At 69.3% G+C, this 14,382-nt stretch carries 13 protein-coding genes; 7 read left to right on the forward strand and 6 right to left on the reverse strand.

The features are described from left to right. Window positions 1-131: 131 nt before the first annotated feature. The 5 genes from ffh to ABGB18_RS40630 all read right to left on the reverse strand — a co-directional run bounded on the left by ffh (window position 132) and on the right by ABGB18_RS40630 (window position 5,902). Complete coding sequence (ffh, locus tag ABGB18_RS40610; protein ID WP_347701004.1) at window positions 132-1,688, reverse strand: signal recognition particle protein; 1,557 nt, start codon at window positions 1,686-1,688, stop codon at window positions 132-134. Window positions 1,689-1,745: 57 nt separating this feature from the next. Beyond that, window positions 1,746-2,306 carry an ATP/GTP-binding protein gene (locus ABGB18_RS40615; RefSeq protein WP_347701005.1) on the reverse strand — a complete coding sequence of 187 codons (561 nt, stop codon included), beginning with the start codon at window positions 2,304-2,306 and terminating at the stop codon, window positions 1,746-1,748. 7 nt (window positions 2,307-2,313) lie between these two features. Beyond that, entirely contained in the window at window positions 2,314-2,622 is a 309-nt protein-coding gene (locus ABGB18_RS40620) for a DUF742 domain-containing protein (RefSeq protein ID WP_090935922.1), read from the reverse strand. 122 nt (window positions 2,623-2,744) lie between these two features. Beyond that, the gene (locus tag ABGB18_RS40625) at window positions 2,745-3,167 is read right to left on the reverse strand and encodes a roadblock/LC7 domain-containing protein (protein WP_347701006.1); all 423 of its coding nucleotides are present in this window, start codon (window positions 3,165-3,167) and stop codon (window positions 2,745-2,747) included. Continuing rightward, entirely contained in the window at window positions 3,164-5,902 is a 2,739-nt protein-coding gene (locus ABGB18_RS40630; RefSeq protein WP_347701007.1) for a nitrate- and nitrite sensing domain-containing protein, read from the reverse strand. The genes ABGB18_RS40625 and ABGB18_RS40630 overlap by 4 nt, the downstream gene beginning before the upstream one ends. Before the next feature lie 644 nt (window positions 5,903-6,546). Here ABGB18_RS40630 and ABGB18_RS40635 point away from each other — a divergent pair. The 7 genes from ABGB18_RS40635 (at window position 6,547) to ABGB18_RS40665 (ending at window position 13,360) form a co-directional block, all read left to right on the forward strand. Beyond that, window positions 6,547-7,428, forward strand: a complete 882-nt coding sequence (locus ABGB18_RS40635; RefSeq protein WP_347701008.1) for an ABC transporter substrate-binding protein — start codon at window positions 6,547-6,549, stop codon at window positions 7,426-7,428. After that, entirely contained in the window at window positions 7,425-8,234 is an 810-nt protein-coding gene (locus tag ABGB18_RS40640) for an ABC transporter permease subunit (protein WP_347701009.1), read from the forward strand. Before ABGB18_RS40635 ends, ABGB18_RS40640 begins: the two co-directional genes overlap by 4 nt. Further along, on the forward strand, window positions 8,231-9,007 hold the full coding sequence (locus tag ABGB18_RS40645; protein WP_347701010.1) for an ABC transporter permease subunit: 777 nt from the start codon (window positions 8,231-8,233) through the stop codon (window positions 9,005-9,007). Before ABGB18_RS40640 ends, ABGB18_RS40645 begins: the two co-directional genes overlap by 4 nt. Window positions 9,008-9,021: 14 nt before the next feature. Next, complete coding sequence (locus tag ABGB18_RS40650) at window positions 9,022-10,470, forward strand: dihydroorotase family protein (RefSeq protein ID WP_347701011.1); 1,449 nt, start codon at window positions 9,022-9,024, stop codon at window positions 10,468-10,470. 326 nt (window positions 10,471-10,796) lie between these two features. After that, the gene (locus ABGB18_RS40655; protein ID WP_347701012.1) at window positions 10,797-10,982 is read left to right on the forward strand and encodes a hypothetical protein; all 186 of its coding nucleotides are present in this window, start codon (window positions 10,797-10,799) and stop codon (window positions 10,980-10,982) included. A gap of 64 nt (window positions 10,983-11,046) precedes the next feature. Beyond that, window positions 11,047-11,934, forward strand: coding sequence for a cyclase family protein (locus ABGB18_RS40660; RefSeq protein WP_347701013.1), 888 nt, complete (start codon window positions 11,047-11,049; stop codon window positions 11,932-11,934). After that, window positions 11,927-13,360 carry an MmgE/PrpD family protein gene (locus tag ABGB18_RS40665; protein ID WP_347701014.1) on the forward strand — a complete coding sequence of 478 codons (1,434 nt, stop codon included), beginning with the start codon at window positions 11,927-11,929 and terminating at the stop codon, window positions 13,358-13,360. The genes ABGB18_RS40660 and ABGB18_RS40665 overlap by 8 nt, the downstream gene beginning before the upstream one ends. A 16-nt stretch (window positions 13,361-13,376) precedes the next feature. Here ABGB18_RS40665 and ABGB18_RS40670 read toward each other — a convergent pair whose 3' ends face one another. After that, entirely contained in the window at window positions 13,377-14,183 is an 807-nt protein-coding gene (locus ABGB18_RS40670; RefSeq protein ID WP_347701015.1) for a methyltransferase domain-containing protein, read from the reverse strand. Between the last annotated feature and the right edge of the window lie 199 nt (window positions 14,184-14,382).

Raw genomic sequence — 14,382 nt, forward strand, 5'->3', positions numbered from 1 at the left:
GGCAAAGAAGCGAGCCCCCATGAGCCCGTCTGGAACAACCCCACCCGGACACGGGCGCGCCCGAGAGAACGAACCCGCCCGGCCGCGTCCCGCTGGGGACGCGGCGAGACCCGGGAGGGTGGCCTGGCGAGCTACTTCTGGCGGGGCAGGCGCAGCTTGGACGGGTCGAAGCCCGGCGGCAGCTCCATGCCCGGCGGCAGCTTGCCCCCCAGGTTTCCCAGCAGGCCCGCCTGCTTGGGCTCGGCCGCGGGCGACTCCTCCGACCCCGAGGCGGCCTTCCCCAGGGCCGCCTTGCGCGGGTCTCCGCTGACGCGGCGCCCCTTCTTGGCCTTCTTCTGGGCCTTGGCGGCCTTGCCCCGCCCGCCCGGCATGCCGGGAATGCCCATGCCGCCCGCCATCCGCTTCATCATCTTCTGTGCCTCGAAGAAGCGGGTGACCAGGTTGCTCACCGCGCTCACCGTAACGCCGGAACCGGCGGCGATCCGGGCGCGGCGGGAGCCGTTGATGATCTTGGGGTCCTGGCGCTCACCCGGGGTCATCGAGCGGATGATGGCGGCGATGCGGTCGAGGTCGCGGTCGTCGATGGAGTTGAGCTGGTCGCGCATCTGCCCCATGCCGGGCATCATGCCGAGCAGGTTTTTGATCGGCCCCATCTTCTGGACCATCATCATCTGCTCAAGGAAGTCCTCGAGCGTGAAGTTCTCGCCCGACGTGAGCTTGCCGGCCATCTTGGCGGCCTGCTCCTCGTCGAACGTCTTCTGGGCCTGCTCGATCAGGGTGAGGATGTCACCCATGTCGAGGATGCGGGAGGCCATCCGGTCGGGGTGGAAGGCGTCGAAGTCTTCCAGCTTCTCACCGGTCGAGGCGAACATGATCGGCCGCCCGGTGATGTGCCGGACCGAGAGGGCCGCGCCGCCGCGGGCGTCACCGTCGAGCTTGGTCAGCACGACGCCGTCGAAGCCCACGCCCTCCATGAACGCCTGCGCCGTCGTGACGGCGTCCTGGCCGATCATGGCGTCGACCACGAACAGGATCTCGTCGGGCCGGACCGCGTCGCGGATGTCGGCGGCCTGCCGCATCATCTCCTGGTCGATGCCCAGGCGACCCGCGGTGTCGATGATGACGATGTCGTGCTGCAGGCGCGTGGCCTCGTCGATCGAACGGCGGGCGACCGCGACCGGGTCGCCGACTCCGTTGCCGGGCTCCGGCGCGTAGACGGCGACCTGGGCGCGCTCGCCCACCACCTGGAGCTGCTGGACGGCGTTGGGCCGCTGCAGGTCGGCGGCGACGAGCATGGGCGCGTGACCCTGCTCGCGCAGCCACCCGGCCAGCTTGCCCGCCAGCGTCGTCTTGCCCGCACCCTGGAGGCCCGCCAGCATGATGACGGTCGGGGGCGTCTTGGCCAGGCGGATCCTGCGGGTCTCACCGCCGAGGATCCCGATCAGCTCGTCATTGACGATCTTGACGACCTGCTGCGCCGGGTTGAGCGCCTGGGAGACCTCGGCGCCGCGGGCGCGCTCCTTGACCTGGGCGACGAAGGCCTTGACCACCGGGAGCGCGACATCGGCCTCCAGCAGGGCGATGCGGATCTCGCGGGTGGTGGCGTCGATGTCGGCATCGGACAGCCGGCCCTTGGACCGGAGGGAGGAGAAGACCGATGTCAACCGGTCGGATAGCGTCTCGAACACGTGGTTGGCCAGTCCTCGAAGCGAATGAACGTCTAAGCCTCCAGCCTATCCGCTCTGCTAGCCGCTCCAGCCTGGCACGGCCATCCGGACCGTGAGCGCGTGCTCGACCAGGTTGATCAAAGCGCTCTTCACCGACTCCTTCGACCTGGCGTCCAGGCGCACCATCGGGATGTGCGGCGCCAGGGTCAGCGCGTCACGCACCTCCGCGTCGCTGTGCGGGTATGACCCGTCCCAGCCGTTCACCCCCACGACGAACGGCAACTGGGCTTCCTCGAAGTAGTCGATCGCCGGGAAGCTGTCGGCCAGGCGCCGGGTGTCCACCAGCACCACCGCGCCGATGGCACCCCGGACCAGGTCGTCCCACATGAACCAGAACCGGTGCTGCCCGGGCGTGCCGAACAGGTAAAGGATCAGGTCGCGATCGAGGGACACCCGGCCGAAGTCCATCGCGACGGTCGTGGTCGATTTCAGCGGCGTCATGCCCAGATCGTCGATGCCGGCCGAGGCGTCGGTCATCACGGCCTCCGTCGTCAACGGCATGATCTCCGACACCGCGCCGACGAAGGTCGTCTTGCCCACTCCGAAGCCGCCGGCGACCACGATCTTCGTCGAGGTCAAACCGGGGCTAGAGCCTGCGAAGTCCACTGAGCACCCTTTCCAGCAGGTTGACGTCCGGCCTACCCGCATCCAGCTGCGGCTGATGCACCCGAACCAGGCCCTCTGCCGCCATATCCGCGATCAGAACACGCACCACCCCGAGCGGGATCCGCAGCAGGGCCGACACCTCGGCCACCGACCGCACCTGCAGGCAGAGCTGGCTGATGGCCTTGTACTCCGGCGTGATGTGGGAGAACTCCCGATGCTCGGCGGTCGCCGAGGACACCAGTGCCTCCATCGCCAGCTTGACCTTGGGCGCGGTCCGCCCGCCGGTCACGGCATAGGGCCGGACCGGTGAGGCGGGGTCGGAGCTGGGAGGCGGCGAGGGTGGGGGCTCCCAGCTACCGCTGTTGTGGGAGTCCCAGCTTCCGCTGTTCCATCTGGGGTCTGTCACCTACATCACCTGGTCTGGCTGGCACGCAACTCGGCACGCACCGCCGGGGTCAGCACCTGACCGGCGCGATCGACCATCAGCGTCATCTGGTAGGCCACCAACCCCATGTCACAATCCGGAGCCGCCAGCACCGCCAGACACGAACCATCACTGATCGACATGATCAGCATCAGCCCACGCTGCATCTCCACGATCGTCTGATTGACCGCACCACCCTCGAACACCCTGGCCGCACCCTGCGTCAAAGACACCAACCCCGACGCGATCGCAGCCAACTGATCAGCCCGGTCAGCCGGAAAACCCGACGAAGCCGCCAACGGCAACCCATCGGATGAGACGACCACCGCGTGCGCGACCCCCGGAACGGAACTGACGAAGTCGGTGATTAACCAATCCACCCCGCGTGCCGACTGGCTCAGGTCGTTCACGCGCCCTCCCTATTGCCACTCCTGGGGCCGGACCCGTATGTCCTGCCCTCACTGATGTCGTCACGTGCGGCCCGGAAGCCCTGCTGGAAGCTGGACAACCGGCTACGTACGCGATCGGGTGAAACCGCCGGCATGGGGGCCACTCCCTTCGGGGCCGAGACGGTGTCGGCCGAGCCGGGCACCAGGTTGGCCTTGGGCACCCGCTTGGGTAGCCCGGCCGCCGTCGCGCCGTCACGTACCGGCTCGACGACCGCCTCGGCCGCGCTCCAGCCCGCGTCGGCCTTGGCCGAGCCCCAGGTGGCACTGCCGTCGCTGCCCTGGTCGAACCAGGCCGACTCGACCGAGGCGAAGATCGGCAGGTATTCGTCCCCGGCGGAAGCGGGCTTCACCACGGGGATCGGGCCGGTCGCGGCGGACTCGGTCTCCGGGAACTCGTACCGTGGTTGCCCCAGGTCCATGGGGTCGCCGCCGCCGAGGGGGCGTTTCGGCAAGGGGTTGCCGTCGCCCGGCCTGCGCGAGGGCATCCAGACGTCGGCCGTCTCGTATGCGCCGCCGCCACCGATACCGCCGGCGTTGGAGCGCGGGGCCGAGGGCCAGGCCGAGTCGACGCTCGGCTGTGAGGGGAACGACGGGTGCCCGGAGCCCGGCTGGGACGGGAAGGACGGGTGGCCGGTGCCCGGTTGGAAACCGCTGCCCCACTGGGGCACGGGCGGCGGCGTCGTCATCGGCTGCCGCCCCCCGAAGCCCTCGTCGAACGACGGCATGTCCAGGCTGCCCATGCTGCCCATGGACCCCATCGAGCCCATGCTGCCGCTGTCGGCCGGAGGCGCGTACGCGGGCGACTGCGAGCCCAGGAGCGATTCGGGCATCAGGACCATGGCGGTCAGGCCGCCGGTGCCGTGCGGGCGGAGCTGCACCCGGATGCCGTGCCGGTGCGCCAGCCTGGCCACCACGAACAGGCCCATGCGGCGCGACACCGACACGTCCACGGTGGGCGCGTCGATGAGGCGCTCGTTGGCGAGTGCGAGCTCGTCAGCGGTCATGCCGATGCCGGAGTCGCTGATGGACAGCATCATGCCGCCGCCGTCGATCCTGCTGCCGGACACCGTCACCCTGGTCTCGCGCGGCGAGAACGACAGGGCGTTCTCCACGAGCTCGGCGATCAGGTGGATGACGTCGTTGACGGCCTGTCCGGCGACGGCCACGCCGTCGGGGACCTGGAGCACCACGCGCTCGTAGTTCTCGACCTCGGACAGCGACGCACGGGCGACGTCCACCAGCTTGACCGGCTTGCTCCAGCGGCGCGGCGGGTCCTGGCCGGCGAGGACCAGCAGGTTCTCGCTGTTACGCCGCATGCGGGTGGCCAGGTGGTCCAGCTTGAACAGGTTGCCGAGCCGCTGCTCGTCCTGCTCACCCTGCTCCAGCCCGTCGATCAGGGTGATCTGCCGCTCCACCAGTGTCTGACTACGCCGGGACAGGTTCACGAACATCGCGTTGACGTTGCTGCGCAACCGCGACTCCTCGCCCGCCAGCCGCACCGCCTCACGGTGCACCTCATCGAACGCCCGCGCGACTTCACCGATCTCGTCGTTGGAGACGACTCCGATGGGATCGACCTCGGGTTCGCCGACGGCCTCGGTCTCGCGTAGCTGGCGGACGGTGTCAGGCAGCCGGCGTCCGGCGATGAAGAGAGCTTCCCGGCGTAGCCTGCGCAGCGGGCCGCTCAGCGAACGCGCCATGAACACGGTGACCAGCAGGACGAGAATGAGCAGGGCAACGATCACGCCACCGATGATCACGGCGCTCTGTTGCTCCGCGCCTTCCAGCGTGCGGCTGCGCAGCACGATGCTGTCGGCCGCCTGCTGTTCGACGTTGCGCATGCCGTCGATGGTCTCGCTGATGGCGTTGAACCAGGCTTTGCCGTCAATGGTGAGCCCGAGCTTGCGGTCCACCAGCGGGAGCCCCTCGTCCTGCAGGAACAGGGCTCGGGCGGACAGGATCTCGGCGCGGTCCACGGCGCTGCCGCTGACCACGTCGTCGTAGGTCTGGCGGAGCGAGAGCGAGACCTGCGACCTGAAGGTGGCCAGCTCGCTGTTCTTCTGGGCCCGTGCGGCGATGAAGTCGTCGAGTTCGTCCTTGTCGAAGGACCTGGTGGCCTGGGCCGCCACAAGAAGCGCGCGCTGGGTGGAGACGTACTGCTTGGCCCGGGCCAGCGCGGCGAAGCCGGCGACGCTCGCGGACAGTTCCTTGTCCACGGCGCCCTGGTCGATCGTGTCGTTCAGGGACAGCAGGTCCGAGATGATCCGGTCGTACAGCTCGATGACGGAGTTCACGTCGAGCTGGGATTCGATCGCGTTCTTGCGAGAGGTGGCGAGCTCGTCGAGGCGGTTCCTGATGCGAAGAGCCTCCGGCGCCTGGGGGCTGCCGGAGGTCGACAGGGTCTCGACGGCGGATCTGACCTCGACGACGAGTTTGTCGACGGTCTCGTACTGGGCGGCCACGTCCGATGGGGCGGAGGCTCCGCCTCTTCGTCCCTGAGCGACGTATCTGGCGGTGAGGTCGCGTTCCACCTCGACCTCGTGGGCGAGGGAGGTCAGGTGGCTCGACAGCACGGCCACCTGGTTGACCTGCGCGTACTCACCGGCCGTGGCGATCGAGGTGGTGACTCGCAGACCACCGAACACGAGCGCGGCGAGGGTCGGGATGAGAACCAGGACCAGCAGCTTGGAGCGCACTCGCCAGTTGCGCAGGGAGAAACGAGCCCCTGTCCGTCGGTTGCCGGCGGCGCCCGCGCCACCCGGCGCGGGTGTCTGCGACCCTTGGGACGCTTGTCGGAGGGCTTCCTCTGTTAAGCCCTGATCCCCGCCCACAGAGGGGACAACAGTCTTCACTTGCCTCCGCAACCTCTCCTCGGATGGTCTGGTGCACGAAGATCACGTCACGTGCAGTTAACCATGTGACGCGGACGCACCCTTGGGGCGAGAGCTAATTGGAGCACATCAACCAGAGATCGGCCAATACCGCAAAGCGCGCAGTCGACCCACGACCCATCATTTCACGCAAAACACAACACCCTCCCCAACCGTGCGAAGTCAAGTCGCGATGTCATGAATAACCGGACAAACGGGAGCAAATCACCATATGAGTGGATATATCTCGTTAATTTCAGGTGATCGCTGTGCAGCGCGAACTACCTCCTACGCTAGGGTGCCACCGTCGTTCAATCTTCCGTTCGCACTACCCCCCGGTTCGAAGGAGATCCGCAATGCGGTTCGGTGCATTAGGGCATGTCGCCCTGGTTGGGCTCGTGGCCACCCTCGTAGCGACGGGGTGTTCCAGTGCCGGGGACGAGACCGCGAGCTCAGGCGCCGCCGCCGGAATGAAGACTGACCTGCTGATCGGCCAGTACCCCGGCGCGGACTCGGCTCCGCTGTTCATCGCCCTCGAGCGAGGCTTCTTCAAGGAAGAGGGCCTCACCGTCAAGCAGGAGCCCATCCAGGCTCCCCAGCAGGTCCTGGGCAAGCTCTCCAACGGGACCATGGACGTCGTCCTCGGCAGCTACGCCACCATCCTGACCATCCAGGAGACGGGCACCGAGAAGTTCAAGTACATCGCCGACTCCTACCAGGGCGCGGCAGGTGCGTTCGGCATCATGGTGAAGAAGGACTCCACCATCAAGTCGGTCGGCGACCTGAAGAACAAGAAGATCGGTGTCAACGCCCTGAAGGGTCTGGGCACCCTCACGATGAACCCGCATCTGAAGATCGCCGGTCTCAACCCCGATACGGACGTCAAGTACGTCGAGGTCCCGACCACCAACTGGCTCACCTCGCTCGACAAGGGCGACGTGGACGCGGTCTGGATGACCGACCCGTACGTCAGCCAGGCCAAGAAGGAACTCGGCGCCACCATGCTGCTGGACACGATGTCCGGCCCGACCGACGGCCTGCCGATCACCGGCTGGGCGGCCACGGAGAAGTGGGTGGCCAACAACCCCAAGACGCTGGCGGCCTTCCAGCGGGCGATGGCCAAGGCCCAGAACATCGCGGCCACCGACCGCAGCGCGGTGACGAAGGTCCTGCCGACCTTCACCAAGATCCCGGCTGAGACCGCCGCCACGATCAACCTGGGCAACTACCCGACCACGCTGAGCGCCCAGCGCATCCAGCGGGTCGCGGACCTGATGCTCGACTCCGGCATGCTCAAGCAGAAGATGGACGTCTCTTCCATGATCTACAACTCGGCCTCCTCACAGGGATGACGGCCACTGTCGTTCCGGCGCGGCGCGAGCGCAACCCGCTCGCCCGCGCCAGGCTGATCAAGTTTTCCCGCCACGCCGCAGGTGTGGCGGGTTTTCTGGTTCTCTGGCAGGTTCTCGGCATGTTCGGCGTGATCAAATGGCTGCCGCCGGCCGTGGACACGCTGGTGAGGACCGTCTCGCTCGCCGTCGACCCTGACTTCCTCGCGGACCTGCAGGGCACTCTCACCGCCGCGGTCATCGGGCTGCCGCTCGCCGTCCTGGTCGCCGTCCCCCTCGGGTTGCTGCTGGGAACGGTCCCGGTGGTGGAGGAGATGACCCGGGTGTTCGTGGAGTTCCTGCGGCCCATCCCGTCGGTGGCGCTGATTCCGCTGGCGCTGTTCTTCTTCCAGCCCGAGATCAACGCCAAGGTGGCGCTCATCGTCTTCGCCGCCTCCTGGCCGATCCTGATCAACACCATGTACGGCGTGCGCGACGTGGATCCGCTGGCCAAGGAGACCCTGCGCTCGTACGGCTTCGGGTCCGCCGCGGTGATCTGGCGGGTCTCCCTGCCCAGCGCCGCCCCCTTCATCGCGACCGGGATACGCCTGGCCGCCTCCATCACCCTCATCCTGGCCATCAGCGTGGAGTACATCGTCGGCGGCGCGATCGGCATCGGCGGCTTCCTCATCGAGGCCAGTACGGGCATCGGCGCGGACGCGATGATCGACGTCATCGCGGCCCTGCTGTGGGCCGGTTTCATCGGACTCGTTGTCAACATCCTGCTCGTGCACGTCGAACGACGTCTTTTCCGGTGGCGGGCGACATGATTCTGACCCTGGTCAAGCGGTTGTGGTTGATTCCCGTCGTCCTGGGCGGCTGGGAACTTCTCGCAATCTCTCTCGAAAATCCGTACCTACCGGCACCGAGCGTGATCGTGACCCGGACGTACGAGATGTGGTTCTCCGGCCCCTACATCCTCACCGAGGAGGCCGTCGACAATTTCGTGCCCAGCCTGGTCAGAGTGGTCGGCGCCTGGAGCCTCGCCGTGGTCGTGGGCGTGGCGCTCGGGGTCGCGCTCGGCAGGATCTCCTGGCTGGCCGACTTCGTGCAGCCGCTGGTCGAGTTCGGCCGGGCCGTGCCGCCACCGGTGATGCTCCCCGTCTTCCTCGTGCTCTTCCAGATGGGCACGCAGGTGCAGGTCGCCACCATCGTCTTCGGCATCGTCTGGCCGATCCTGCTCAACTCCATCGACGGCGCGCGCAGCCTCGACCACCTGAAGGTCGACACCGCCGCCGTCTTCGGCGTGCCGGCGCCGCTCCGGCTCTTCCGGATCATCCTGCCCGCCGCGGCACCGAAGATCTTCGCGGGTCTGCGCCTGAGCGTCTCGCTGGCGCTCATCCTGATGGTCATCTCCGAGCTCAAGGGCAGCACCGAAGGCATCGGCTACCTGCTCAGCCTGGCCAACAGCAACGCCGACATGCCGGCCATCTGGTCCGGCGTCCTGGTGCTCGGCGTCCTCGGCTTCGTCCTCAATTCCCTGTTCCTCATGGTGGAGCGGCGCGTACTGTCCTGGCACCGCGACGCCCACCGCCTCGCTTAGGAGAGACCGCTCCGGTGACCGACCTGTTGCTGAAGAACGTGAAGGTTGTTACCCACGACCGCGACGAGCCCGTCGAGGCCGACATCGCCATCGCCGACGGCCGGATCGAACGGGTGGAGCCCGGCTTGTCCGACGCCCGCGAGATCATCGACGCGGGTGGTAAGCTGGCCTTCCCCGGGGTCGTGGACGCCCACCAGCACTGGGGGATCTACAACCCGCTCCCCGACGACACCGAGTCCGAGAGCCGGGCGAGCGCCCAGGGCGGCGTGACGACCGCGCTCACATACATGCGGACCGGCCAGTACTACCTCAACCGCGGCGGCCCCTACGCCGAGTTCTTCCCCGAGGTGCTCAGGCAGGCCGAGGGCCGGGCCTACGTCGACTACGGGTTCCACCTGGCGCCGATGTCGAGCGGGCACATCGACGAACTGCCCGACCTGGTGGAACGGTTCGGGGTCCCGTCTTTCAAGATCTTCATGTTCTACGGCGGGCACGGGCTGCACGGGCGCTCCGACGACCAGCGGGCCTTCCTCATGCTGCCCGAGGGCGAGCGCTACGACTACGCGCACTTCGAGTTCGTGATGCGCGGCGTGCAGGCGGCCAGGGAACGCCTGCCCGAGCTGGCCGGTGAGATCTCGCTGTCACTGCATTGTGAGACAGCCGAGATCATGACCGCCTACACCAAGCTCGTCGAGGAGGCCGGCGACCTGACCGGGCTGGCCGCCTACAGCGCCTCCCGTCCGCCGCACTCCGAGGGACTGGCCGTCTTCATCGCCTCCTACCTCGCCCACGAGACGGGGCTGGCCAACATCAACCTGCTGCATCTGTCCTCCGGCAAGGCCCTCGACGCGGCCGTGCGGATGGCGGCGACGTTCCCGCACATCGACTTCCGGCGTGAGGTGACGATCGGTCACCTGCTCGCCGACATCGACACGGCCAGCGGCCTCGGCGCCAAGGTCAACCCGCCGATCAGGCCGCGCGAGGACGTCGAGGCGCTGTGGCGGCACGTGCTCGACGGCACCGTGGACTGGGTGGTCAGCGACCACGCCTGCTGCCGCGACGAGCTCAAGTTCGGCGACCCGCGCGACAACGTCTTCCTGGCCAAGGCCGGGTTCGGCGGCGCCGAGTACCTGCTGCCCGGCCTGGTCACCGAGGGCCGCCGCAGGGGCCTGTCCTACGGCCGGATCGCCGCCCTGACTTCGTGGAACCCCGCCCGGCGGTACGGCCTGCGCAGCAAGGGCACGATCGCCCCCGGTTTCGACGCCGACCTCTGCCTGGTCGACCCCGCGCACACCTGGACCGTACGCGCGCAGGACTCGGAGTCGACCCAGGAGTACACGCCCTTCGAGGGGTTCGAGCTGACCGCCAGGGTCACCGACACCTTCGTACGCGGGCATCACGTGCTGGACGCCGGCAAGGTCGTGGGCCGTCCGGTGGGCGAGTACGTGTCACGGCCCGCCTGAGCGGGCCACCCCTGCCCGTTTGATCATTATCCGGGTATGCTCACGCGCAGTAACGTGTGCCGTTCTCCGTACCCCCCTTTGGAGACCCCCATGACACGCACACCGCACTGACGCGCGATCGCTCTGGGCGCCGTCATCGCGACGGCGCTCACCGGATGCGGCGGGGGCGAGGAGCCATCTCGGAGCACGGGCGCCAACGGCCTGGAGAAGACCACGATCAAAGTTGGCGCCCTGCCCATTCCCGATCCCGTGGCGCTCTACATCGCGCGGGCCAAGGGCTTGTTCAAGCAGGAGGGCGTGGAGCGGCCGGTCTCAGCGAGACGGACGTGAAGTTCGCCGAGAAGCCGTTCCCCGAGATGGGCAACGCCATCAACTCCGGCCAGGCCGACGCGGGCTGGATCATCTGGGCGGCGATCACGCTGCTCGGTGCCCTCGGCTACGTCGTGAACTCCCTGTTCGTGCCGGCCGAGCGCCGGATCCTGCGCTGGCACCGGCAGGCTGCCCGTAGTTGAGCAACCTGCCGGTGCCAGCCTGGGAGTGGAAGGACGACCCGAAGGTCAGATGGAAAGAGAGAACATGCCCACTGCGCACACACCCTCCGGCGAGCCCGGGCGAGGGGCCGGCGGCGACCCCCTGCTCGACGCGGTACGCGCCGGAGTGACGATCTACGACCTGGGCAGGCGGCTCTACGCCGGCATGCCGCAGTCGCCCAACCACCCCGCCTACACCCACACCCTCCCCCGCCGGCACGGCGACCGGACACGCGCCGACGGCGGCTCGGCCGCCAACGACCTGATCCTCATGGGCACCCATGTGGGCACGCACATCGACGCGCTGGCCCACGTGTCCCAGGACGGGAAGCTGCACGGCGGCACCGACGCCGCCGGGGCCTGCGTCGGCGGGCGCTACCCCGAGCACGGCGTGCACACGATCGCGCCGATGGTGTGCCGGGGCGTGCTGCTGGACGTGCCCGGCGCGCTCGGCCTGGAGTCCTGCGCGCCCGGCTACGAGATCACCCCCGCCGACCTGGAGGCGACCGTACGGCACCAGGGGGTCGAGCCCGCCCCCGGCGACGTCGTCCTGATCCGCAGCGGCTGGGGCCGCCACTTCGCCGACCCCGACCGGGGGGTCTACATCGGCGCCGAGTCGGGAGTCCCGGGAGTGAGCGAGGCCGGCGCCCGCTGGCTGGCCGGGCGGGGCGCGCGTGCCGCGGGTGCCGACACCATCGCCTTCGAGCGGCTGGCCCCCGGGCAGGGGCACAGCCTCCTGCCCGCGCACCGGGTGCTGCTGGTGGAGTCCGGCATCTACCTCATCGAGACGATGGAGCTGGAGGAGCTGGCCCGCGAGGGGGTGCACGAGTTCACCTTCGTGCTGTCCCCGCTCCCGCTGTTCGGCGCCACCGGCTCGCCGGTGCGCCCGCTCGCGCTGGTGAGCGCCGCAGGACGCGAGGCGCGCCATGGCTGATCCCACTCTCGGCCGGCGACTGGCCGACTTCGCGGTCGAAACCTCCTTCGGCACGCTCCCTGACACGGTCGTCGACAGCGTGCGCAAGCGCGTGCTCGACCTGATCGGACTCTGCGTGGCCGCGCACCGGCTGCCGACCAGCGCGGCCATCCTGGACTACGTCCGCGACCAGGGCGGGCGTCCGCAGGCGCACATCGTCGGCGGCGGTCCGCCGGTACCCGCCGCGCTGGCCGCGCTGGCGAACGGGGTGCTCGCGCACTCCCTCGACTACGACGACACCCACCTGCCCTCGGTGCTGCATCCCAGCGCCCCGGTCATCCCGGCGGCGCTGGCCGCGGCCGAGCTGGCCGGTGCCTCGGGGCGGGCCACCATCCACGCCATCGCCGTCGGCCTGGAGGTCTGCGTACGGCTGGGCATGGCGGGCTACGACCCCGGCGCGGGCAACTCGATCTTCCTGGAGCACGGGCAGCACGCCACCTCGATCTGCGGCGCCATGGGCGGTGCCGTCGCGGCGGCCCTGCTGTTCGGCCTGCCCGGGGAGGGCGTGCTCGACTCCCTCGGCATGACCGCCTCCATGGCCGCGGGGATCATCGAGGCCAACCGGACGGGCGGCACGGTGAAGCGGCTGCACTGCGGGTGGGCGGCGCACTCGGCGGTGACGGCGGCCGATCTCGTACGGCGCGGGTTCAGCGGGCCGCCCACCGTCCTTGAGGGCCGATTCGGCTTCTTCGAGGCGTTCCTGCACGGGCGTTACAACCCGGAGGAGATCACCAGGGGCCTCGGCACGGAGTGGGCCGTTCCCGGGATCTTCTTCAAGCCCTATCCCGCGAACCACTTCACCCATGCGGCGATCGACGCCGCGATCGGGCTGCGGGAGCAGGGGCTGGATCCCGCCCGGGTGGAGAGTCTGACGCTGGGGGTCCCGGTTCCCGTCATCCGTACGATCGGGCAGCCGATCGAGGGCAAGCGCACCCCGGAGACGGGCTACCAGGCGCAGTTCAGCGGGCCGTACGCGGTGGTGGCCGGGCTGCTCGGCGGCGGTGGCCTCGGCGTCGGGCCGGCCGACTTCACCGACGAGCTGGCGCGTGACCCGCTGCGGCGCGAGCTCATGGCCAAGGTGGACGTGGTGCCTGACGACCGCGCGACGAAGATCTTCCCACACCAGTTCCCGGCGATCCTGCACGCGCGTGACATCGACGGCCGCGAGTGGAGCCAGGAGGTGCTCGCCAACCGCGGCGGGCCGGCACGGCCGCTGTCCGCCGCGGAACTGGCGCTGAAGTTCCGCGACAACGCGGCCGGCCGGCTTTCCGCCGCCACCGCCGACGCCGTGGCCGGCCACGCGGCCCGGCTGGACGAGTTGGACGACGTCAGCCGGTTGCTCCGCCTGGTGGCCGAGTTCGAGCCGGGGACGGCGGACGGGCGATGATCGGGGAAGTGTTTCGTCAGGCTTGGCCGGTGGCGTAGCGGACGGTGCGGGCCAGGACGAACCGGTCCTGGGGCAGCGACGCCTCCAGGGCCGCCCTGGCCTCGGCGTGCAGGGACTCGGGGATGGTCTCCAGCGCGGCCCTGCGGGCGGCCGACCAGAGCCAGTCCCACACCTGCCCCGCCTCGATGACCACCTCGAACACCACGTCGGCCCAGCGCACGCCGCTCAGGCCACCCTGTTCGAGCAGCCCGACCAGCTCCTCGGGAGTGCCCAGCTTGTGTGTGAACGGGGCACTGCCGGCCTCGCTGGCGTAGGGCCGCAGCGCCTGCTCCACCAGCCCGAGCAGCTCGGCCTCGGCCGGGCTCGACCGGGCCAGGAGGCTGGCCGCCAGCCGCCCGCCGGGACGCAGCAATCCGGTCATGGACCGCACGGCGGCCGACGGGTCGGGCAGGAAGTAGAGCATCATCCCCGCCAGCACGACGTCGAACCGCTCCCCGGGCAGCAGCTCCTCGGCCCTTTCCGCGTCGCCCAGCAGGACGGTCGCCTGGCTCAGGCCGTGCCGCTCGATCGCGGCAGCGGTCGTGGCCACCATGCCGGGCGCGAGGTCCAGTCCGACGACCCGGCCGGTGGGACCGACGGCCTGGGCGGCCGGCACAAGCGAGGCGCCGGTCCCGCAACCGGCGTCAAGGACGTGGTCGCCGGGGCCGGGCGCGGCCCGGCGCACCAGCTCCTCGGCGACGGGCGCGAAGAACGGCACGCCGACTTGCTCGTACGTGCCGGACGCGCGGTCGAACACGCCGGCCATGTACTCCTTGGCATCCATCAGCTCTCCTCGTAGTCGACAAGCACGCGGCCCCCAGAGCACCACAGGACAGATCATCCGATGATCCACTGAGGCCGACCCCGAGCCTGTCACGGATGAGCACGATCACCAAGAGCCGTTTCCGCTCTCCCCCGGATCGATCTCGCCGGTGCCGTACGCGCCCGCCCGAGACCCCCCCCCCCCCCCCACCGGTGCCGTA

Origin of the sequence: Nonomuraea sp. B12E4 (assembly GCF_039871825.1) — a bacterium.
Taxonomy (GTDB): Bacteria; Actinomycetota; Actinomycetes; order Streptosporangiales; family Streptosporangiaceae; genus Nonomuraea.

What these genes read in the sequence shown, in the direction of transcription:
- ABGB18_RS40645 (WP_347701010.1), top strand. Translation starts at nt 8,231, where the DNA reads ATGATTCTGACCCTGGTCAAGCGGTTGTGGTTGATTCCCGTCGTCCTG.
- ABGB18_RS40635 (WP_347701008.1), top strand. Translation starts at nt 6,547, where the DNA reads ATGAAGACTGACCTGCTGATCGGCCAGTACCCCGGCGCGGACTCGGCT.
- ABGB18_RS40670 (WP_347701015.1), bottom strand. Translation starts at nt 14,183, where the DNA reads ATGGATGCCAAGGAGTACATGGCCGGCGTGTTCGACCGCGCGTCCGGC.
- ABGB18_RS40665 (WP_347701014.1), top strand. Translation starts at nt 11,927, where the DNA reads ATGGCTGATCCCACTCTCGGCCGGCGACTGGCCGACTTCGCGGTCGAA.
- ABGB18_RS40660 (WP_347701013.1), top strand. Translation starts at nt 11,047, where the DNA reads ATGCCCACTGCGCACACACCCTCCGGCGAGCCCGGGCGAGGGGCCGGC.
- ABGB18_RS40640 (WP_347701009.1), top strand. Translation starts at nt 7,425, where the DNA reads ATGACGGCCACTGTCGTTCCGGCGCGGCGCGAGCGCAACCCGCTCGCC.